Source organism: Enterococcus sp. ZJ1622 (genome assembly GCF_011038845.1).
Classification (GTDB): Bacteria; Bacillota; Bacilli; order Lactobacillales; family Enterococcaceae; genus Enterococcus_B.
On the sequence record NZ_JAAKDW010000016.1, the window covers coordinates 18,694 to 39,474 of the forward strand.

Sequence of the window (20,781 nt, forward strand, 5' to 3'; positions counted from 1 at the left end):
GATGATTCCTCCTTAGTTTTCTTCGCTACGTGAAGTTTCTGGTAAGATGAGATTTAAGATGATACCAAGTACAGTTGCTAATGCCATTGCAGATAATGTGAATGTCCCTACTTCGAATACAAGTCCGCCGATACCGACAACAAGGATTACTGATGCGATCAGCAGGTTTTTCTTTTTGTCAAAATCGATCTTGTTCTCGATGAGGATCTTCATCCCGCTTGCTGCAATCACTCCGAACAAGATGAAGCTGATCCCTGAGATGACCGGACCTGGGATACTTAGAATCAGTGCGCTCAATTTCCCTACAAATCCTAAGATGACTGCGAAAACTGCTGCACCACCTATCACGAATACGCTGTGTACACGAGTGATCGCCAAGACGCCGATATTTTCACCGTAGCTTGTTACAGGAGGACCTCCTACGAATGCAGCAACGATCTGAGCGAGTCCGTCCCCAGCCAGCGTCTTATGCAAGCCTGGTTCTTCAAAGAAATTTCTTTTTGTCAGCTTGTTCAGTACCATCAAATGTCCGATATGTTCTGTCATCGTAACAAACGCGATAGGAGCCATCGTTGTGATTGCACCAAGGTATAATTTCGGTTCGTATTGTACGAAAGGTATTTCGAAGTTTGGCAATGCGAACCATGCTGCGTCAACGATCGGCTTTGTATCGACGATCCCAAATAGCAGAGCGACAAGGTAGCCGCAGATGATTCCTAATAAGATCGGAATCAGACCAAGAAAGCCTTTCAGCCACATATTGAAGAAAATCGTCAGCCCTAAAGTGATCAATGCAACGGCGATATATTTGAAATCATATTCCCCTTGGTTATACATTGCATTTGTCGCAGCATTTGCAGCAAGTCCTAGCCCGATAACCATGATGACTGGACCAACAACGATTGGCGGTAAAATTTTGTCTAACCATGCTGCACCGATTTTCTTGATGATCAAAGCCACGATCAGATAAACCAAACCAGTAGTCACTGCGCCTTGTGCAATCGCAGGGTAGCCGTCTGTTTTCATCAGCATCTGCATTGCCGCGATAAAGGCGAAGCTGCTTCCTAGATAAGCAGGGATTTTTCCTTTTGTAGTGAATAAGTAAACGAGTGTACCTAAACCTGAGCTGACCAAGGCGATCCCCGGGTCGATCCCTACTAATATCGGTACAAGGACGGTAGCGCCGAACATCGTGAACAGATGCTGCAGGCTTAGTCCTACCCAATGTCCTGGTGTCGGACGGTCGTGAATATCCAACACTACACTATCGTTATGGAATTTTTTCTTTTCTGACATACTGCTCTCTCCTCTATTCTTCCTCTTTCATAATCATGATTCGATCTTGACCGTCAAGTTCTTGCATCTCGACAATGATCTCTTCTGCTTTCGATGTTGGGATGTTTTTCCCAACATAATCTGCTCGGATCGGTAACTCGCGGTGTCCTCGATCGACTAAAACGGCTAGTGAGATTTTTCGTGGCCGGCCAAAATCCATCACTGCATCCATCGCTGCTCGAATGGTTCTACCCGTGTACAGTACATCGTCGATCAGAATCACTTCTTTTCCTTCGAGAGAGACTGGAATATCTGATGAATGCCATTCCGGTTCTTCTGGAGTTTCTTTCTTGTCATCCCGATACAAAGTGATATCCAATTCTCCCACTGGAACTTCGATGTTTTCCAGCTGCTGCAGTCGTTCTGCGATTCTTGCTGCGATGTATATCCCTCTTGTTTTTATCCCGACTAGCACGATATCTTGAATGCTGTGGTTTCGCTCGATGATTTCATAAGTGATCCGAGTCAATGCCCGTTTCATCGTTACTTGATCTACAACTTCTTTTGCCTGCATGTTTTTCTCCTCCATTTTTATGCATAAAAAAACTCCTGCCCTAAGAGGACAGGAGGAATGTTTAGACTGAGAGTATACTGATACACTGGTAGCTATACTTTGTCAGAGAGCAAACGTCTTTATGGCGCACCATAGTCAGTTCTGCTCGCACCCTTCTTAGCCTCACGGGACTAAATTTAAAGGAACTTTATTTTGTTTTGATTTTGTTTTATTATGCTTTCGTTGTTATTCACTATACATTTATCTAAATTAAAATGCAATGTTTTTTCTCAATTTTTCTAAAGTTTTTTCAAAAAGCTCAGGAAGTGGTGCTTCGAATACCATTTCTTCATTTGTCACAGGGTGCTTGAAACCAAGCATCTGTGCGTGAAGAAACTGCCCATTCCCCTTCAAGGTTTTCTTTGGTCCATAAACCGGATCGCCAGCTAACGGATACCCAATATATTTCATATGGACACGGATTTGGTGTGTACGACCTGTTTCTAATTTTAACTCAACCAGAGTGAAACCATCGAAACGTTCCAAGACAGTAAAATGAGTGACAGCCGGTTTTCCGTCTTCTCTGATCGCTTGCATTTTCCGATTCACTTTCGACCGTCCGATCGGCGCATTGATGGTCCCTTTTTCGTGAGGGATTTCTCCATGGACTAATGCAACATATTTTCTCAGAGATGTTTTGTCTTTCAGCTGTTTTGCCAAAGATTCATGTGCTTCATCATTTTTTGCGACCATCAATAACCCTGATGTGTCTTTATCGATCCGATGAACGATTCCAGGACGAATCACGCCATTGATCGAGGAAAGATCCTTGATATGATACATCAGCGCGTTGACCATGGTGCCATGTGTGTGCCCTGCGGAAGGATGGACTACCATTCCTTGCGGTTTATTGATCACCGCCACAGATTCATCTTCATACACTATCTCTAGAGGAATGTCTTCTGCTATTACGTCAAGAGGCTCCGGCTCGGGAATCTCTACTAGAATCTTATCCTCAGCTTTTACTTTATAGTTTGCTTTTACGGCTTTCCCATTCACAAAAACAGCGCCTTCTTTCAGCCAAAGCTGAACTTGGGAACGGCTGTAATCGGAAAATAAGCTCGTTAACACTTTATCGATCCGTCCAGTCTCCTGATGGATTGTTGCATTCAATTCTGTCATTTCTTCACGTGTTCCTTTTCATCTAAAATAATATAAATCAATATGCAGATCACGCCGCAAACCAGCGAAATATCTGCGACATTAAAAATCGGGAAATTCATAAAGTCTGTCTGGAACATATCCACAACATACCCCAGACGGATTCGATCGATGAAATTACCGATCGCGCCTGCTAAAATCAAGCTCAAACCAATCATGAACCAACGATTCCCGTTCGTTCGGTTTCTGATCATCAAAGTGATAACCACGACTACGGCAACGATCGTCACCACAGTGAAAAACCACATTTTTCCTTCGAGCATACTCCAGGCAGCACCTGTATTTCGTATATGATTCAATGATAGTACACCCGGGATGACTGATCTCGTTTCTCCGAGAGCCAGTTGCCCAGTAATCCACCATTTCACCCATTGATCGATCCCAATCAGTATCCCGCTGAAAATCCAATAAATAATTAACAAAAAATCAATCCTTTTCTACTTGATGATAAATATCTCTAGGACGTATGATTCCCAAAAGATTGCCATTTGGATCGCCGTCTCTTGTAATCAGGACAGCTTCCAATGTTCCTTGCTCCCGAAACATCGCCTCGACCTCGTAGACATGCATAGATGCTGGAACAAACCGGTAATTGGTATATTTGCCGTTTTCGACAATCAAATCTGCTGCTTTTTTATTTTTCAAGTCGATGACCCCGTTTTGACTTTCTTTCGCTAACCAAAAACCGATCATCCGCAATGTGATCAACGCTTCGAATTTCCCTCTGCTGTATAACGGGAATTGTGAATAACGTTTTTCTGCCGCTGTTTTCAGCAAATCTAGCAATGGAAGGTCTCGTTCAAACCCAGTCACATGCTTTGCAAACCGTGGTAAAACAGTCTCGGGCCGAATCAGTTCTCGTTCAATCGTCTGGATTCTGTGGACGGCCCATTCATTCGGTTCTGCGATCACAAAATCTGCTGCGATCCGGTCATGGACGATGGCATTTCTCAACTGCGCCATCTGTAAAAGATCATCTTCATATTTCCGGACCATCAACTGCTTTTTCTGCGCTAAACGCCGTACCAGTTCTGTGAAACCCATACTGCGCACGTTGCCCATCTCATCACGCATCCATTTTTCGATTCGGTTAAAACTGCTCAAAAACACATCAGAATTTGCCATGACGTTCCTCCTTGATCGCATATGTCCGATTCTTTATGTAAAAGAAGAATCCTATCAGTAAAACGGCTGCTGCCAAACTGTAGAGCCAATTTTGCCAATAAAACATCCCGATAGCTGTCCCTAAAAACAAAAACGGATAGATCTGTAAGACAAGAAGATTCATCGTGATGACGTACGCTTCTTTCGGATCAGTCACCGTATAAACAGGACTCTTGAGCCAGTAAAAAACGATTTGCATCGTAAAAGGCGCCTGTGCTTCTATCTGTACGGATTGGTCGTGATTCAAAGAAACATGGTTTTGATCATTTATCCGAAGCTGAATCGGGCTACCCATCCCATAAAAACCTGTTTTTCTCGTGAATGTTATTTTCATCGTGCCCCTCCTATTATGCTTTAGTATAGCTTAAAATACAATAAGGAAAAAGAAATAGCCTTTCAGATGAAAAGCGATTATGAAAAAACTGCTATGCATCAATCAGGGGGGACGACCAGATAAAGACAGCTCCCCATATTTTCAATCTGATCGTGCATAGTACTGATGACCTGATCTAGCACTGGAACACTCTTTATGTAGAAAAAGAGGGTATGACAATTATCCCTTCACACCCTCTTGCTATTATTTTCCAATGGTTAAAACAAACCGATAACTTCTCCTTCGTTCGTGACGTCCATATTCAATGCAGCTGGTTTCTTTGGTAATCCCGGCATCGTCATTACATCTCCTGTGAGCGCCACTAGAAAACCAGCACCTAATTTAGGGATGAACTCACGAATCGTAATAGTGAACGCTTCAGGCGCACCAAGAAGCTGTGGGTCATCTGAAAAGGAATATTGTGTTTTTGCCATGCAGATCGGCAGCTTGTCCCACCCATTTGCAGTAAATTCATGGATCTGTTTTTGCGCTTTCTTACTGAAAGATACGCCATTTCCACCATAGATTTTCTGGACGATGGTTTCGACCTTTTCTTGGATAGAAGCATCTTGCGGATATAAAGGACGGTAATCTGCTTCTTTTCGGTCGATGAGACGTACCACAGCTTCCGCTAATTCGATTCCGCCTTCTGCACCATGCTCCCACACACTTGCCCGTTTTGCGATCACTCCTTGATTCTCACATAACTGTTCAAGTAAAGAGAGTTCTTCCTCTGTGTCTGAAACAAATTCATTGATTGCAACGATGACAGGCAGATGATAGCTCTCCATGTTCTTGATATGCCGTTTCAAGTTGCTGAATCCGGCTTTCAAAGCTTCAAGGTTTTCCGTTTGCAGCTCCTCTTTTTTCAGACCGCCATGCATTTTCAATGCTCGGATCGTTGCAACGATCACCACTGCATCTGGTGCTTTCTTCAGATTAGGCACTTTGATATCTAAGAATTTTTCGCCGCCAAGGTCTGCACCGAAACCTGCTTCAGTGACCACGTAATCCCCAAGCTTCAATGCCGTCTTCGTAGCAAGGATACTATTGCATCCATGCGCGATGTTGGCAAATGGTCCGCCATGGATAAACGCAGGAGTACCATAAATCGTCTGTACTAAGTTAGGTTTGATCGCATCCTTTAACAATAAAGCAAGTGCACCTTCTACTTTCAGGTCCCCGGCAGTCACTGGTTTCCGGTCAAAAGTATAACCGACGACGATTCGCGCTAAACGTGATTTCAGATCATTGATATCTGCCGCTAGACATAAAATAGCCATGATTTCACTCGCAACAGTGATATCAAATCCATCTTCTCTAGGAACTCCTTGAATCGGGCCGCCAAGACCTACGATGACTTGTCGAAGCTCACGGTCATTCAAATCGACTACACGTTTCCAAATCACTCGTCTGGCATCGATTTTCAGTTCATTCCCTTGATGAATGTGATTATCTAAAAGAGCTGATAACGCATTATTAGCAGTCGTTATCGCATGCATATCCCCTGTAAAATGCAAGTTGATATCTTCCATCGGCAACACTTGTGCGTATCCGCCGCCTGCTGCTCCGCCTTTGATACCCATCACAGGACCTAAAGAAGGCTCGCGCAAGGCAATAACAGCTTTTTTGTCCAACCGGTTCAGCGCATCTCCAAGTCCTACCGTTATAGTGGACTTCCCTTCCCCTGCAGGAGTAGGATTGATCGAGGTCACTAGAATCAAGTGGCCATCCTGTTTTTCTTTTAAATTTTCCAATGCAGAAAAATTGATCTTTGCTTTATACGACCCGTACAATTCCAGATCCTTTTCGCTGAGATTTATTTGCTCAGCTACTTCAACTATCGGTTTTAGCTTGGTTTCTTGTGAGATTTGCAGATCACTTTTCATCAAAACGCCCCTTTTCACGAACTTTAAACTAAAATAAACTTCTTTTCGTTAAGATATAACTATTATACTCGCTTTTATTCGAAAAAAAAACAAGTTTTTAATTTATTTGACGTACCTATAATTACTCTTTATAATATAAGCTATGATCAGACTTTAGAAAGGTCGTGAGTGATTTGACCACAGGAATTGTAAAATGGTTTGACAACAAAAAAGGGTATGGATTTATCAGTTACGATGAGACAGAAGAAATCTTTGTCCATTTTACCGCAATTGAGGAAGAAGGATTCAAGTCGTTAGAAGAAAACCAAGTGGTCGAATTTGAGATCATCGAAGGAAATCGAGGAACACAAGCGGCTCATGTAAAGAAAGTCAGCAATTCGCTGACTGAATAAAAAAGCAGTACTTAAACAATTACGCAAATTAAGAGTGCGAAGACATCAGAACTCCTGGTATCTTCGCACTCCTTCTTTTTTCAGTAAACTTCTGCCTCACACATTCTACTACTGATTTGCCGCGAGAGTTTAAAAAAATGGTTCTAATAGACGCTATTTCTTCGTATACAGACCTTTTCCCTGTTCGTTTCCCGCGATATGGTTGCAAAAAGAAAGTCGTGTACGTTTTTTCATGATATAAACGGCTGGTTCTTCTTCATCTGTCAGCTTCATCTTTACCCCCAGATCGATCGGTGTGACCGAATCGATCTTTTGATAGGAAACTTCTTTGTCTTTCCAGAATGCCGCATACCTTATCTTGATCGAATTGGCTTTCAGGACAAAGGAGCGTCGAAATCCCAGTACCACAAAAACCAGAAATATGCCTAAGACTAAATTACTTTTCCAATAAGGCCTTGTATTTTCCAGTGACAAGATCAGACTGAAAAATAAAACGATTAACGTCAATGACCAATAGATGATCGTCTGCGCCAGTTCAGGCTGCCAGCGAATAATTTTTTTCATTGTTTAACCTCGCACCTATCTAGTAATGGTATAATCATATCATAACATTATTTCAAATAAAAAGGAGATCTCCTGTATATGATAAAAGTATACATTGACGCCTCCACAAAAGGCAACCCTGGTCCTAGTGGCGGCGGCCTGCTGATTGTTTACGAAAACAGGCAGGAACAGTTGACAGTACCGCTTTCCAACGGTTCAAACCATCAGGCGGAATTCGAAGTCTTTTTAAAAACTTTAGAAATTTTAAAGAAAAAAAAGCTGACACAAGAGACGATACTCTGTTATTCAGATAGTAAAACGATGGTTTCAGTCATCGACAAAAATTTTACAAGCAATCCCTCGTTCACTGCTTATTTGGCAGAGATCCAGCAGTTGCTCTCTGAATTTTCTCTGTTGATCCTTCAATGGATACCTGAGTCCCAAAACAAAGGTGCAGATAATCTTGCCAGACAAGCCCTGCAGCAGCAAATAAAAAAAGAAAAAAAGACTTCTAAAAGATGATGCACCGATCTTTTAGAAGTCTTTTAAAAGTTTTTAATATAAAAGATAATTATGATCGAATGTGATCTCTAACTGATAAACACCGATTCTCTGTTCCACTTGGATACGTATCAAGCGCTCGATCTCTTCATCTGACAATCGGAATTTTTCAGGTACTACTACATCGAACTGCAGAACCTTCCCTTGGCGGATGATCCTCAGATCGTGAAGGTTCAAGCCTTCTCCTGCTGATTGGATGATTCCTTTCAGCTTTCGAAGGATCTCCCGGTATTTTTCGTTATTGACAGGTACGGGATCCAGATGACAGACCAGATCGACAGATAAAGACTTTTTAAAGTCTTTTTCGATCGAATCAATGATTTTATGTGCTTGGTTCAAATCCAAGCTCTCATCCACCTCAATATGGACAGATGCGAAACGTTTACTCGGACCATAAGTATGAACGAGTAAATCATGATAGCCTAAGATGTCATCACAGGAATTCAGATGCTGTTCCATTTCAGTAATTTCCTTTTGGGTAGGACGGCTTCCCAACAATTCATAGACGAAATCTCGAAGCATCATCACCCCACTATAAAGAATATAAGCCGCCAGTGCAAATCCGATATATCCATCGATCCGCCAGCCTGTCAGCCATTCGACTCCCGCTGAAACAAGGACAGCTAGTGTCGTGAATACGTCATTATAACTATCTTTCGCCGTCGCTCGCAGTGTTTCTGAATCAATGGAATGTGCAATCGTCTGATACATTTTTCCTTGTCCGAACTTCAATAAGATCGAAACGATCAATACCAGAAAAACGATCGGCGAAAGAGCGACATTTTCCGGACGGACGATTTTTTCGATCGACGACTCCAAAAACTGGAACCCTACATAGGTGATGATGATAGAAACGAACAGCCCACTGATGTATTCGAAACGCTCATGACCATAAGGATGCTCCTGGTCTGCCGGTTTGGCTGCGATTTTGAATCCGACTAAAGTCAGCACGGAAGACGCAGTATCTGATAGACTATTGATCGCATCCGCCATGATTGAGACACTTCCAGAAAAAAGTCCGATCATGAATTTAGATACAAACAAAATGATATTTGAACCTAACCCCAAAATCCCAGCCAGTATCCCTTTTTTCGTCCTTTGCTGTGCTGTTAATTGCTTTTGTTCCTTCGTCACTTTTACTACTCCTTCTGCTTTTCTCTGATCCATCTGCTGATAAAAAGCTGTGAGTGAGCAGCTTTTGCAACATGTCGACATTTTTGATTATTCTTTACCAGCGACAAATGACTTTTTTGTTTATTCTGGTTTGAGCGGTGTAACAGCAAACAATGCTTTTGCAAGTAATGGTGTGATCACTCCGGCTCCGATTGCTTCCGGGATACCATTGATAGCAGCAATCCCAGCTAATGTTTTGAATAAAAGCGAAGCGTCCACGCCGTAAGCATCAGCTGTCGCTCCAGTATAAAACAACCCCATGAAGCCTAATACCAAGACCGTATTGACTAGAGAACCTGCAACTCCTGCAATTGCTGAACTTACTACCACAGACCGATATCGTTTGTAGATCCAGTGAAATACCAGACCAGCTATTAGCCCAACTAACACTCTCGGCACAACAGAGATGATTGGATTAGTGAAGACTAATGTGTCAAACGGCGTCGTTGGCATAGCATATGCTCGAATGATCGTTGCAATCCCCCAAAACAAGCCGATGACCATCCCGTCTTTTGGTCCTAAGACAACTGCGGCAATGATCACTGTGATATGAATGATCGTTAAGCTGATGAACCCTAACGGAATAAAGCCGAGCCACGGAACCATTGCCTGTACGATGATAATAGCTAATAAAATAGAGCGAAGCACCAGCCGAAAGGTTTTGTTTCTGCTATTCATTTTTTCTCCCACCTTCTTGTTTATTCTAATAATAATAAAAAATTTCTTTCTTTTTCGTCAACTATATTCCCTTTCTGCAATTATACACGTAATTAAAAAGAAAGATAAGAGAGCAAGACTGATTCCTCCAGTCTGCTCCCTTCCCTTAATGTATAGAAATGAAAATACTTCCGTTGGTTACTGGTTTTTCAGCCAAGTTTTTGCTTCAGCTAACGCATCCGGGATACCTGCAGGATTTTTCCCTCCAGCTTGAGCCATATCTGGGCGTCCACCTCCGCCTCCGCCGACTCTCGGAGCGATCGCCTTGATCAAGTCGCCGGCTTTCAATCCAGCTTCGTTGGCTTCTTTGGTCATAGCAGCTAATAGACTGACTTTTCCTTCTTGTTCATTTGCCAGAACAAGAATATCGGAGACTGCTTTTTGTTTCCATTGATCCGCTAGTTGGCGAAGCTGATTCATATCTTTGACTTTTACTTGTGCAGTAATGATCGTCTTCCCGTTCACTTCTTCCGGATTTTTGAAAATATCTCCTGCTTGCTGGTTCGCTAGTTTGCTTGCTAATTGTTCATTTTCTTTTTGCAACTCTCTTAATTGCTGTTGAAGCTGTTCTGTTTTTGAAACAACTTCTTTTAGCTGTGGTGACTTAACGATTGCAGCAACTTCTTTCAATTGTTTTTCTTCTGCTTCAAGAAGTTCATAGGCTTCTTTGCTCGTCACAGCCTCGATCCGGCGAACACCAGCACCGATACCTGATTCGGAAACGATTTTGAAGATACCGATGTCTTCTGTGTTTGCTACGTGAGTCCCCCCACAAAGCTCGATCGACCAGCCACCTACATTGACTACTCGTACGTCATGTCCGTATTTTTCACCGAACAAGGCCATCGCACCCATATTTTTTGCTGTATCAATATCTGTTTCAATCGTTTCAACTGGAATAGCTTCCCAGATTTTTTCGTTGACGATCTGCTCCATTTTCACTAATTCATCTGCTGTGATCTGACCAAAGTGAGTGAAATCAAAACGCAGATGTCCTGGAGCGACTAAAGAGCCTGCTTGGTTCGCATGTTCTCCTAAGACTTCTTTCAGTGCTTTATGCAGTAGGTGAGTCGCTGTATGGTTCTTGATGATCCGGTTACGCATCTTTTGGTCGATCAGAAGATGGTAAGTCTGACCTTCTTTCAATGCGGTCACGACATTTGCAGTATGCAAGAATTGTCCATTCGGTGCTTTTTGAACATCAGTAACTGTCGCAACGATTTCTCCTGTCTCATTCATGATCCAGCCTTGGTCAGCGACCTGTCCGCCCATCTCAGCGTAAAACGGTGTCTGGTCAAAAATCAGTTGTGCTTCGCCTTGAGCGATTTCACTGATGATCTCTTCTTCTTTAACGATCACTAACAATTGACTATCTGCTTCCATTTCAGTGTAGCCGATAAATTTGCTTTCTACTTTGATATCTGTCAATAAAGCAGATTGCACGCCCATCGATTTTTCGGTGCTTCGAGCAGCGCGGGCACGTTCTCTTTGGGCTTCCATTTCTTGTTCGAATCCTGCATGATCCACTTTCAAGCCTTCGTCCTCAGCTACTTCTTCTGTCAGTTCAACTGGGAATCCATAAGTGTCATACAGTTTGAAGATGTCTTTTCCTGCAAGTGTCGTTCCTTGTTCTTTTTTCACTTCAAGGATCACTTGGTTCAAGATTTCCAGACCTTCATTGATCGTTTCGTTAAAGCGTTCTTCTTCTGTACGTACGACTTTTTCAATAAATTCTTTTTGTTGCAGCACTTCAGGGTAATAGCTGACCATGATTTCTCCGACAACAGGGACCAGATTGTATAAGAAAGCTTGTTCGATCCCTAACTTCTTGCCATGCATCACTGCCCGACGCAATAAGCGGCGTAAAACATAGCCACGACCTTCATTTGACGGAAGCGCGCCGTCACCGATAGCAAAAGATAACGCACGGATGTGGTCAGCAATGACTTTGTAGGAGATATCTGTGACTGGGTCTTCTCCGTATTTCACTTGCTTGCTCAATTTTTCTACGGCATGGATGATTGGCATGAACAAATCAGTTTCAAAGTTCGTTGGAGCATCCTGAACGATCGAAACCATGCGTTCCAGTCCCATACCGGTATCAATATTTTTATGAGGCAGTGGTTCAAATGTGTCATCTGGTTTGTGGTTGAATTCAGAAAATACTAAGTTCCAGATTTCTAGATAACGTTCATTTTCCCCACCAGGATAATTTTCAGGATCATCTTCGGCCAAATCGTTGTAAGCTTCTCCACGATCATAGAAAATCTCTGTGTCCGGGCCACATGGTCCTGCACCGATATCCCAGAAGTTGTCTTCTACATCGATGATATGATCCATTGGCAAGCCCACTTCTTCATGCCAGATCCGTTTTGCTTCAGTATCTTTTGGATAAACCGTCACATATAATTTTTCTGGATCGAAAGCCATCCATTCTGGGCCTGTTAAAAATTCCCATGCCCAATGGATTGCTTCTTCTTTGAAGTAGTCACCAATCGAAAAATTCCCGAGCATTTCAAACATCGTGTGGTGACGGGCGGTTTTCCCTACGTTTTCGATATCGTTTGTACGAATGGATTTTTGTGCATTGGTGATCCTTGGATTTTCTGGTACGACAGAACCATCGAAATATTTTTTCAATGTTGCAACACCAGAGTTGATCCATAGCAAAGTAGGATCATTTACAGGTACTAATGAGGCACTAGGTTCGATCGTGTGTCCTTTTGACTGGAAGAAATCCAAAAACATTTGTCGGACTTGTGCGCTACTTAATTGTTTCATTTTTTTACCTTCTTTCTCGATTTTGAACTGCAAAAAAACACCATTACAGTCAAGGACGAAAACTCGCGGTACCACCTTGATTGCAATGATGTTCGATCATTACCTCTTTGAACTCGATAACGCTGAGTGGCGTTGATATTTCTATCAAATAAAAAAGGGAGCGATTTGGTTAGTGACTATTCTTTTTTCAGCCAGGAAAGAATTTTCTGTGAGTCTTAAAAAAACAAACCATGTCCTTTTTTGTACTATATCAGTATACGTATTCTTCGGGATTCTGTCAACAAGACTTCCATGATTTTCTCTTTGCATTGTCGCTATATCCTCTTTTTGTTATGATAGAAGCAAAACCTATTACCAATTTTCTTATCCTTTAAGGAGGGCATCCATGAAAGAGATTTTTGGACATGAAGAATGGATTCGTGCTGCAAGCTGCTACCTTCGATACGATGTGTTCGTCTTGGAACAAAAGATCCCAGCTGAGATGGAGTTCGACGGCAAAGATCTGCCTGGACAAGAGTACTTTTTGATCCTTGACCAGAATAAACCAGTAGCTACCCTTCGCTATCAGAAAAAAAACACTGAATGTATCCAACCTGAACGTTTTTGTGTCGCTAAAGACTATAGAGGCCGCGGATTGGGTCGGCGACTATTGAATGCGGCGGAGAAAAAAGCAGTCGAAAACGGCTTTTCTTCCAGTTATCTAGTGGCAGAAATGACTGCTGTCCCGTTTTATATCAAGCAAGGCTACCAAAGCTGTTCTGAACCTTTTATCGAAGACGAGGTTTTATGTATAGGAATGGAGAAAGCACTGATTTAAGATGCGCCTAGCAGCAAAATTTAAAACATCCCTTTAAAATCAGTTTCGATGATTTTAAGGGGATGTTCTTTATTCTTCGATGAAACACAGTCAATACTGTTGTGATCTCTAGTTATACTTGTTCGAATTCTTTTTGTTCTTCTTTGCGGTCCTAGTCTGTTGTCTCCGCTCGATTTTACGATCTTTTTTATTTTTCTCTGCGATCGCCCAGTCGATTTTTTTCTTGTAGCCAGGTTTGATTTTCTTCTTCTTCTTTTTCACCAGTCCAATAAGTGTTGGATCCAATGTATCTTTTGATTTTTCGCGTTTTGTACGACGATTCCGATCGTAAGTCGGAACGATTTCATTATTCTTGATTTCCATTGGTTCAAAGGAAACACCGATTTTTTCGATAGCATCGATCATTTGTTCATCACTAGGCGCATACAAAGTGATTGCTATGCCTTTCAAGCCGTTTCGCCCAGTACGTCCTACTCGGTGGATAAAGAAATCCAGATCTTCTGGTATCTCTGCATTGATGACATGAGATACTCCTTCGATATCGATTCCCCGAGCAGCTAAATCAGTGGCGACCACGTATTGGAATTCCAAGTTCTGCACTTGGCGCATGACGCGCTTTCGTTCTCTTGGCGTGATGTCTCCATGGATCTTAGCTACCTTCAGCCCTTGATTTTTTAAATAGTCCGCAATTTCATCTACATGCTGTTTCGTATTTGCAAATACGATAGCCAGATAAGGATGTCCTACTGTCAGTAACTGATAGATCAGTCGATTCGTATCTTTTCCTTTTGTCGAGATCAGCCAATTCTCGATATCTTCTGAGATGACTGCTTTTGGCTTGATTTCTTCGATGATTGGGTTAGCCATATATTTGCGAAGAAACGGACGAAGTTTTTCCGGGATCGTAGCTGAGAAAACTAAAAATTGCAGTTTTTCAGGCAGACGACTCGCGATCTGATCCACTTCATTCAAAAAGCCCATGTCCAACGTCATGTCTGCTTCATCTACGACAAATGCAAATGCGGTGTGGATCTTCAACGCCTGTTCATTCATCATGTCCAAGATTCTTCCCGGTGTGCCTACGACGACATGTGGTTGCTGATGGTGCAAACGATTGAGCTGACGTTGCTTATCGGTTCCGCCGACAAAGTTCGACACACGGATCTCTGGTTTAGAAAATTTTGCGATCTGGCTTGCAGCTTCATAGATCTGCGCAGCTAATTCCCGACTAGGTGCGGTGATCACTACTTGTACTTCTTCTTTTTCTGCATTGATTTTTTCAAATAACGGCAGCAAAAACGTATGTGTTTTCCCTGTTCCCGTTTGTGACTGTCCAATAATATTTTTTCCTTTAGCAATCAACGGTATCAAACGTTCTTGAACTTCCGTAGGCTGCTGGAAACCTTTTTCAGCTAAAGCTTCATTGATAAATGGTTTAAAATGGAATTGTTCAAAATTATTCATTCGTGCACCTCTTCTCTTTAATTTCTCACGACTTTGGCATTATAACACAGACACTCACTTTTTGCTTGCTCTTTTCTTGTTCGAACCTTTTATGAGAAGGAAAAGCAGCGCTATTTTTGCTCTATCGTACTTATCGTGTGCGTATGGCTGGCTTTTTCATAGAATAAGATTCTTCTTTTGCGTATAAAAGACAAAAGAATATTCAATACAAATACTCCTTGCGCAAGCAACACGCCCAAATAGATAAATAACGCGCTCATCTGCAAGACAGTGTTATGCTGATTCATCACCTGTTGCAGGATCTGTCCGAACCAGCTCAAGCCGTAAAACAGAAAGTAAAGATACCCGTAACGAATGATCAGTGCTTTCAAAGAGATTTTTTCCCGGTCATCCTCGACTAAACGAATCCGAACGACCTTTTTCCCAAGAGTACGGCCATTTGTCAAATAAGGAACGATCATGAAATAGACCATCACTTCTAACATCATCCACCAGATATGCGCAGTGATATCCTGGAAATCGAATGTCACTCGTAGGAATATACCTACCGCAAGATTGACGACAGACAAGAAAGCCCAGTCGATCAAATAAGCAACGAGACGACGCGTCAATGAGACAGTTCGCCCCTTCTCGTAAGATAATTCATCCATTCTGGCTCGCGTAGGAAGCATAAACGTAAAGATCGGTGAACAGATGAACCCGATCGCGCCTCCTAATGTATTCGTCAGCAGATCATTGACATCGAATAACCGATAAGGTCTAGGATAAATGAAATAAAGTCCGCTCAGCTGAGTCAGTTCGAAAAACAATGAAAGGAAAAAACTTGCTATCAGCGTTTTGAGAAAAGAAAAACGGAAATAATATCGCAAGTAGATTCCAAATGGCACAAGCAATAAAACATTGAACGCTGGTTCTAAGAATACACTTTGTTTCATCGCAGGCAGATACGTGCTCGGCTCTGATAACACTAAAACCGTATTTTCTCTAAAATGATACCAGGAAGCAAATAACCTCAATTCCATTTTCGGACCCGTCATCTGTGCCACCGCCTCCTTGGACGGTAATGGTAAGATCACTAAAAAGTATGCACACAATAAATAAAAAACAAATGAATATAAAACGACCGCTCGCGCAATAATGAAAGTTCCGTATTTCCGGTATTCGTAAATAAAAAATATCGAAGAGATCGCTAGTGCTAAAAAGGGAAACACGATCAATGCAAAGCGGATAGGCTCGATATAACTTGCCATATTCTCTGTTACCTCCTTCATCCATATTTTAGGATTATATCATTTATCTTATCAGCCAGCAGTAAAAACGGGCAAGTAACGGCTTTATATTTTTCAATTCTGCGCAATTGAAGTATGATAAACAAAAGGAGGTGGCAACATGCTGAATATTTATTTTGTCTTTGGAGTTCCCCTGTTTTTGATCATTCTTTATCTGGTTTTTGCGTATGTACGCAAACATTCCAACATTCATTATTTAGGTTTTATTCTACTGATCATTTCCGGTTTCATGCTGGTTTTCACTCTTCAGACATGGCAGCAAGCATTAGCTGAAATGGATACCTATACTTCTCAGGCTGTCTCTCGACAAATCGGTTACCCTGTCTTTCTTATTTGGCTCCCCATCTCGATCTCCGGCTGTTTAGTGTTATTGAACCTTTACCGCGGTTGGCGCCGATTACAAACATTTCGAAAAAAGAATAACGCGGGATGAAGGCAATATGCTTCGTCCCGCATTTTTTTATTCTTTTAAATTCACCTCATACCTGAAGCTCAAAAACAAACTCCTTAACCATATTTGCGATTCAAATAAATATAAACAGGTATCCCCGCCAAGGTCAGCAGAATGCCCATAGAAGCAAGCATCGTTTGAGTCATCAATGTGCTTATCACAATAAAGATCCCGCCAAGTATCGCCGCTAAAGGGATGATAGGATACAGCGGCACTTTGTAAGGCCGTACGAGATTCGGCTCTTTCTTACGTAAAATGAGTACCCCAATAAATACCATCGTGTAAAAAATCCAGATGACAAACACTAGCATATCCGTCAATGTGTCGAATCCTCCAACCATCATCATTCCGATTGCCAGCACTAGTTCCAAAATACCTGCCACTAACGGTACTTTGGTTTTTTTCGTCAATTTTGCCAAACCATCACTGAAAGGGAGCTGCTTCTCCTTCGCCATGACATACGGCAGACGCATCCCTGTCAATGTATACCCATTGATAGTACCGTACACTGAGACTAATATCCCGATGGTCACCAGTCTTCCACCTACTCCGCCAAAAATCATCTTCGCTACATCACTGGCAGCATTATTATTCCCGATAATGCCATCGATTGAAGCAGTTCTTAGAAAGACCGCATTCACTAACAAATAAACGATCATGATCCCGATAATCCCGAAAGAAATCGCTCTTGGCAGATCCTTCGCAGGTTTCTTCAACTCACCCGCGATATTCCCTACATGGATCCAGCCGTCATAAGCAAACATCGTTGCTAATAACCCCGCTCCTAACGCAGAGAAAAATGAAAGATTCTCCCCAGCTTGAATAGGGAAAAGCTGAAATTCGACGCCTTCTGAGCGAAAGAGTCCAAATAAAACAATCAAAAAAAGCGGAATCAGTTTACAAACCAATGTCACTGACTGAAAGGCTCCGCCTATTTTAGATCCCAAGAAATTGATCAGCATGATAGACGTCGCAGCTACAACGGCGATCGGAAGAATCATCTCTTGCGAAAGAGCGAAGAGATTCACGAACTGCGTCCCAAAAATGATAGATAGTGCAGCGACATTGGCAGGAAAATAAATAATGACTTGCGCCCAGCCGAGCAAAAAAGCAGCTGTTTCCCCGTAAATCCGTTCTATATATTTGATCATTCCTCCTGTTTCCGGGATCGCCGCTGCTAATTCAGCCCCTGTAAGTCCAGCACACACCGAGATGACCCCACCAAGGAACCATGAGAACATATGTAAGCTGACTGAACCGGTGACCTCTGCGACACTCGCTGCTTTGAAAAATACGCCAGCTCCGATGACTGTGCCCATTACCGTAGACAAAGCTGGGAAAAAGCCCATCGTTCGTTTCAATTCACTATCAGAGCTGTGTACTTTCATTCCTAAAGCTTGATTGTTTTCCATAAATACCTCCTTTATTCAAAAGGGCAAGACATCTACCGCCTCGCCCTTCGTTTTTACCTTATGCATTAACCGCTTTGCCAAACGATCAGCCGTTAATATTCAGACTTTTTCTGTCAACTTTTCTTGAAGTTTTACCAGCATGTCTTTTGTCATGTCGTCAAGATCGTATTTAGGCGAAAATCCCCATTCTTCTTGTGCGCATGTGGTGTCTAACGAATTCGACCAGGAATTAGCGATTCCTTGGCGTACAGGATCTACCTCATAGTCCATTTCGAATTCCGGCATGACTTTTTGGATGGATTGCTTGATTTCTTCCGGATCGAATGACATTGCAGAGATATTGAAGGCATTACGGTGTACCAAACGATTGGGATCTGCATTCATCAGCTGGACGATCGCATCGATCGCATCCGGCATATACATCATGTCCATCGCAGTCCCGCGGTCGATAAAGCAAGTGTACTTGCCTTCTTTGATTGCAGAATAATAGATGTCTACGGCATAATCAGTGGTTCCTCCGCCCGGCAGCGTCGTATAAGAAATCAGCCCCGGGAAACGTACGCCACGAGTATCTACACCGTATTTAGTATGATAGTAATCACACAATAGTTCTCCAGCTACCTTTGTTACACCATACATCGTTGTGGGACGCTGAATCGTGTCTTGTGACGTGTTGTCTTTGGGTGTATCCGGTCCAAATGCCCCAATCGAACTTGGCGTGAAAAATTTCAAGTCGAACTCTCTTGCCACTTCCAATGCGTTGACTAACCCTGTCATATTCAGATTCCATGCCATCTGCGGTTTTTCTTCAGCTACTGCAGATAAAAGCGCAGCTAGATGGATCAACGTGTCTACCTGATATTTTTCTGCTAAACGACGCATCTTATCAAGATCCATGACATCCAGTATCTCGAATATCTCGTTTTCTTTCACTACTTGCGGCATGCGGATATCTGTAGCGACAACATTGCTGTTTCCTAAGTCTTTGCGCAACCGATCTACTAACTCTGATCCAATCTGTCCCAAACATCCTGTTACTAATACTCGTTTCATGTACTTCCTCCTCTACTTGCTTGTTTTGATTAATCGTGTCATGCGAATAAGCAGCTGTATAATGAACAATCAGTGAGTAAAAAGGTTCTCTTTATTTAATTACGCTGAATGGATCTTTCTGTTTTAGATAAGATCCATTTCTTTTCCGACTTTTTGGTAGACAGTAACTGCCTTATCCAGCATCTCTTTCGTATGTTCTGCTGTTGGCATGTTTCTGACACGTCCTGTCCCAAGTGGAACCGTCGGGTAAACGATTGGCTTGGCATAGATCCCATTTTCGATCAGTTTTTTCGAGAAAATCTGCGTAGTATTCTCGTCACCTAGGATCACAGGAGTAATCGGTGTTTCCGACACACCGATGTCATAACCGATACGTGACAATTCTGCTTTGAAATAATTAGCATTTTCCCAAACTTTTTCGACCAGTTCCGGATGTTGCTGCATCAAAGAAATGGAAGCCAAGGCTGCTCCTGCTGCTCCTGGTGTGAGGGAAGTCGAAAACAGGAATGGACGACTACGAGATTTCAGCCAATCAATCAGTATTTTTGATCCGGCAACATATCCGCCGACCACACCGACTGCTTTGGACAAAGTTCCCATCTGCAGATCGATTTTTTTGTTCAGTCCGAACTGTTTGACCGTTCCGGCACCTTTGCCGGTAACGCCGGAACCATGCGCATCATCAACATACGTGATAAGTCCATACTTCTCTGCAATTGGAACGATTTCCGGCAGATTTGCGATATCGCCATCCATCGAAAACACACCATCTGTGATATACATGATCTTTTTATATTTTTTGCTTTCTACCGCTTCTTTTGCTTTTTCTTCAAGATCTTTCATGTCCTGATGTTTCACTCGTATCACTTTCGCACCCGACAAACGACACCCGTCAATAATCGAGGCATGGTTCAGTTCATCCGATAAAATCGCGTCTTCTTTCGACATCACTGCTGATATGGCCCCCATGTTGCAATTGAAACCAGACTGAAAAGCAATGGCCGCTTCTGTTCCTTTGAATTCCGCAATCTTGTTCTCCAATTCCAGATGGATCCGCAACGAACCGTTGATCGTGCGTACTGCACCAGCCCCCACGCCGTATTTATCAGTCGCCTGGATACACGCTTCTTTTAATTCCGGCCTGTTAGCAAACCCTAGGTAATTGTTCGAAGCTAAATTGATCATCTTCTTTCCATCGATGTCGATCACTGCCGAATTGGCCCCTTCAAGAATATCGATCGTGTTGTATAGTCCCTTTTCCTTTAACAAAGCTAGCTCTTGCTCTAAATAATCATTTAACGCATTTGAAGACAATAAACACACCTCCGTAGTTGATTTTTATGCGGAACAGACAAACCTTTTTACTCTTATTGTGATTTCCATTCACAGATTAAGTATGACATATTATTGATAGCGCTTACACTGATTATGAGAGTTATTTAACTACATTTTTTTACCATAACATTTTCATCTCTCGATTCTTGCTTATACTCTTCTTTTTTATTTTTTAAATCATCGAATTCTCTAGTAAAAAACAAACTGTTTTTAGAAGAAGACCAATAACCACGCTCTTTCATTAAAATCCAATACATTCTGAATATTCCAACTTATTCGTCGTATAGACCAATAGAGATAGGGAATAGAAAACTAGCT

21 protein-coding genes are annotated in these 20,781 nt (G+C 42.2%); 4 read left to right on the forward strand and 17 right to left on the reverse strand.

The annotated features are described in order from the left end of the window. Positions 1-12 precede the first annotated feature (12 nt). From G7Y42_RS12915 to G7Y42_RS12945, 7 genes are all read right to left on the reverse strand, one after another. Entirely contained in the window at positions 13-1,296 is a 1,284-nt protein-coding gene (locus G7Y42_RS12915; protein WP_165006599.1) for a solute carrier family 23 protein, read from the reverse strand. 13 nt (positions 1,297-1,309) lie between these two features. Continuing rightward, entirely contained in the window at positions 1,310-1,849 is a 540-nt protein-coding gene (gene pyrR, locus G7Y42_RS12920) for a bifunctional pyr operon transcriptional regulator/uracil phosphoribosyltransferase PyrR (RefSeq protein WP_165006602.1), read from the reverse strand. A gap of 249 nt (positions 1,850-2,098) precedes the next feature. After that, entirely contained in the window at positions 2,099-3,010 is a 912-nt protein-coding gene (locus tag G7Y42_RS12925; protein ID WP_165006605.1) for an RluA family pseudouridine synthase, read from the reverse strand. Beyond that, the gene (lspA, locus tag G7Y42_RS12930) at positions 3,007-3,471 is read right to left on the reverse strand and encodes a signal peptidase II (protein WP_165006608.1); all 465 of its coding nucleotides are present in this window, start codon (positions 3,469-3,471) and stop codon (positions 3,007-3,009) included. Before lspA ends, G7Y42_RS12925 begins: the two co-directional genes overlap by 4 nt. Before the next feature lie 4 nt (positions 3,472-3,475). Next, a complete protein-coding gene (locus G7Y42_RS12935; RefSeq protein ID WP_165006611.1) occupies positions 3,476-4,174 on the reverse strand; it encodes a CBS domain-containing protein in 699 nt (232 codons plus the stop codon). Beyond that, on the reverse strand, positions 4,161-4,547 hold the full coding sequence (locus tag G7Y42_RS12940) for a hypothetical protein (protein ID WP_165006614.1): 387 nt from the start codon (positions 4,545-4,547) through the stop codon (positions 4,161-4,163). The genes G7Y42_RS12935 and G7Y42_RS12940 overlap by 14 nt, the downstream gene beginning before the upstream one ends. A 257-nt stretch (positions 4,548-4,804) precedes the next feature. Next, positions 4,805-6,475 carry a formate--tetrahydrofolate ligase gene (locus G7Y42_RS12945; protein ID WP_165006617.1) on the reverse strand — a complete coding sequence of 557 codons (1,671 nt, stop codon included), beginning with the start codon at positions 6,473-6,475 and terminating at the stop codon, positions 4,805-4,807. A gap of 173 nt (positions 6,476-6,648) precedes the next feature. On the opposite strand from G7Y42_RS12945, the gene G7Y42_RS12950 reads away from it, so the two are divergent. Continuing rightward, on the forward strand, positions 6,649-6,867 hold the full coding sequence (locus G7Y42_RS12950) for a cold-shock protein (protein ID WP_165006620.1): 219 nt from the start codon (positions 6,649-6,651) through the stop codon (positions 6,865-6,867). Positions 6,868-7,020: 153 nt separating this feature from the next. On the opposite strand, the gene G7Y42_RS12955 is transcribed toward G7Y42_RS12950, so the two are convergent. Further along, on the reverse strand, positions 7,021-7,431 hold the full coding sequence (locus G7Y42_RS12955) for an EbsA family protein (RefSeq protein ID WP_165006623.1): 411 nt from the start codon (positions 7,429-7,431) through the stop codon (positions 7,021-7,023). A 78-nt stretch (positions 7,432-7,509) separates the two neighbouring features. Here G7Y42_RS12955 and G7Y42_RS12960 point away from each other — a divergent pair, with 78 nt between their 5' ends. Continuing rightward, a complete protein-coding gene (locus tag G7Y42_RS12960; protein ID WP_165006626.1) occupies positions 7,510-7,932 on the forward strand; it encodes a ribonuclease HI family protein in 423 nt (140 codons plus the stop codon). Between the two features lie 33 nt (positions 7,933-7,965). Here the strand turns inward: G7Y42_RS12960 and G7Y42_RS12965 are convergent, their stop codons facing one another. The 3 genes from G7Y42_RS12965 to alaS all read right to left on the reverse strand — a co-directional run bounded on the left by G7Y42_RS12965 (position 7,966) and on the right by alaS (position 12,642). Next, the gene (locus G7Y42_RS12965) at positions 7,966-9,138 is read right to left on the reverse strand and encodes a cation diffusion facilitator family transporter (protein WP_165006697.1); all 1,173 of its coding nucleotides are present in this window, start codon (positions 9,136-9,138) and stop codon (positions 7,966-7,968) included. Positions 9,139-9,225: 87 nt separating this feature from the next. Next, positions 9,226-9,822, reverse strand: coding sequence for an ECF transporter S component (locus tag G7Y42_RS12970; protein WP_165006629.1), 597 nt, complete (start codon positions 9,820-9,822; stop codon positions 9,226-9,228). Positions 9,823-9,999: 177 nt separating this feature from the next. After that, complete coding sequence (alaS, locus tag G7Y42_RS12975) at positions 10,000-12,642, reverse strand: alanine--tRNA ligase (protein WP_165006632.1); 2,643 nt, start codon at positions 12,640-12,642, stop codon at positions 10,000-10,002. Between the two features lie 385 nt (positions 12,643-13,027). Between alaS and G7Y42_RS12980 the strand changes: the two genes are divergently transcribed. After that, entirely contained in the window at positions 13,028-13,459 is a 432-nt protein-coding gene (locus tag G7Y42_RS12980; protein ID WP_165006634.1) for a GNAT family N-acetyltransferase, read from the forward strand. Positions 13,460-13,567: 108 nt separating this feature from the next. Here G7Y42_RS12980 and G7Y42_RS12985 read toward each other — a convergent pair whose 3' ends face one another. Then, positions 13,568-14,923 carry a DEAD/DEAH box helicase gene (locus tag G7Y42_RS12985; protein WP_165006637.1) on the reverse strand — a complete coding sequence of 452 codons (1,356 nt, stop codon included), beginning with the start codon at positions 14,921-14,923 and terminating at the stop codon, positions 13,568-13,570. 110 nt (positions 14,924-15,033) lie between these two features. Further along, entirely contained in the window at positions 15,034-16,173 is a 1,140-nt protein-coding gene (locus G7Y42_RS12990) for a VanZ family protein (RefSeq protein WP_165006639.1), read from the reverse strand. A gap of 139 nt (positions 16,174-16,312) precedes the next feature. Here G7Y42_RS12990 and G7Y42_RS12995 point away from each other — a divergent pair, with 139 nt between their 5' ends. Beyond that, positions 16,313-16,645 (forward strand): hypothetical protein, encoded by a 333-nt coding sequence (locus tag G7Y42_RS12995; RefSeq protein WP_165006642.1) that lies wholly within the window; start codon positions 16,313-16,315, stop codon positions 16,643-16,645. Positions 16,646-16,719: 74 nt separating this feature from the next. Here G7Y42_RS12995 and G7Y42_RS13000 read toward each other — a convergent pair whose 3' ends face one another. The 4 genes from G7Y42_RS13000 to G7Y42_RS13015 all read right to left on the reverse strand — a co-directional run bounded on the left by G7Y42_RS13000 (position 16,720) and on the right by G7Y42_RS13015 (position 20,720). After that, positions 16,720-18,075 carry an amino acid permease gene (locus G7Y42_RS13000; RefSeq protein WP_165006645.1) on the reverse strand — a complete coding sequence of 452 codons (1,356 nt, stop codon included), beginning with the start codon at positions 18,073-18,075 and terminating at the stop codon, positions 16,720-16,722. A gap of 99 nt (positions 18,076-18,174) precedes the next feature. After that, the gene (locus G7Y42_RS13005; RefSeq protein WP_165006648.1) at positions 18,175-19,128 is read right to left on the reverse strand and encodes an L-threonine 3-dehydrogenase; all 954 of its coding nucleotides are present in this window, start codon (positions 19,126-19,128) and stop codon (positions 18,175-18,177) included. A 123-nt stretch (positions 19,129-19,251) separates the two neighbouring features. Next, positions 19,252-20,442, reverse strand: coding sequence for a glycine C-acetyltransferase (locus G7Y42_RS13010; protein ID WP_165006651.1), 1,191 nt, complete (start codon positions 20,440-20,442; stop codon positions 19,252-19,254). Positions 20,443-20,567: 125 nt separating this feature from the next. Beyond that, positions 20,568-20,720, reverse strand: coding sequence for a hypothetical protein (locus tag G7Y42_RS13015; protein ID WP_165006654.1), 153 nt, complete (start codon positions 20,718-20,720; stop codon positions 20,568-20,570). Positions 20,721-20,781: the final 61 nt, after the last annotated feature.

Bases quoted from the DNA above. Each gene is read 5' to 3' on its own strand.
- G7Y42_RS12915 (WP_165006599.1), bottom strand. From the start codon at position 1,296: ATGTCAGAAAAGAAAAAATTCCATAACGATAGTGTAGTGTTGGATATT.
- pyrR (WP_165006602.1), bottom strand. From the start codon at position 1,849: ATGCAGGCAAAAGAAGTTGTAGATCAAGTAACGATGAAACGGGCATTG.
- G7Y42_RS12925 (WP_165006605.1), bottom strand. From the start codon at position 3,010: ATGACAGAATTGAATGCAACAATCCATCAGGAGACTGGACGGATCGAT.
- G7Y42_RS12935 (WP_165006611.1), bottom strand. From the start codon at position 4,174: ATGGCAAATTCTGATGTGTTTTTGAGCAGTTTTAACCGAATCGAAAAA.
- G7Y42_RS12940 (WP_165006614.1), bottom strand. From the start codon at position 4,547: ATGAAAATAACATTCACGAGAAAAACAGGTTTTTATGGGATGGGTAGC.
- G7Y42_RS12945 (WP_165006617.1), bottom strand. From the start codon at position 6,475: ATGAAAAGTGATCTGCAAATCTCACAAGAAACCAAGCTAAAACCGATA.
- G7Y42_RS12955 (WP_165006623.1), bottom strand. From the start codon at position 7,431: ATGAAAAAAATTATTCGCTGGCAGCCTGAACTGGCGCAGACGATCATC.
- G7Y42_RS12960 (WP_165006626.1), top strand. From the start codon at position 7,510: ATGATAAAAGTATACATTGACGCCTCCACAAAAGGCAACCCTGGTCCT.
- G7Y42_RS12965 (WP_165006697.1), bottom strand. From the start codon at position 9,138: ATGGATCAGAGAAAAGCAGAAGGAGTAGTAAAAGTGACGAAGGAACAA.
- G7Y42_RS12970 (WP_165006629.1), bottom strand. From the start codon at position 9,822: ATGAATAGCAGAAACAAAACCTTTCGGCTGGTGCTTCGCTCTATTTTA.
- alaS (WP_165006632.1), bottom strand. From the start codon at position 12,642: ATGAAACAATTAAGTAGCGCACAAGTCCGACAAATGTTTTTGGATTTC.
- G7Y42_RS12980 (WP_165006634.1), top strand. From the start codon at position 13,028: ATGAAAGAGATTTTTGGACATGAAGAATGGATTCGTGCTGCAAGCTGC.
- G7Y42_RS12985 (WP_165006637.1), bottom strand. From the start codon at position 14,923: ATGAATAATTTTGAACAATTCCATTTTAAACCATTTATCAATGAAGCT.
- G7Y42_RS12990 (WP_165006639.1), bottom strand. From the start codon at position 16,173: ATGGCAAGTTATATCGAGCCTATCCGCTTTGCATTGATCGTGTTTCCC.
- G7Y42_RS12995 (WP_165006642.1), top strand. From the start codon at position 16,313: ATGCTGAATATTTATTTTGTCTTTGGAGTTCCCCTGTTTTTGATCATT.
- G7Y42_RS13000 (WP_165006645.1), bottom strand. From the start codon at position 18,075: ATGGAAAACAATCAAGCTTTAGGAATGAAAGTACACAGCTCTGATAGT.
- G7Y42_RS13005 (WP_165006648.1), bottom strand. From the start codon at position 19,128: ATGAAACGAGTATTAGTAACAGGATGTTTGGGACAGATTGGATCAGAG.
- G7Y42_RS13015 (WP_165006654.1), bottom strand. From the start codon at position 20,720: ATGTATTGGATTTTAATGAAAGAGCGTGGTTATTGGTCTTCTTCTAAA.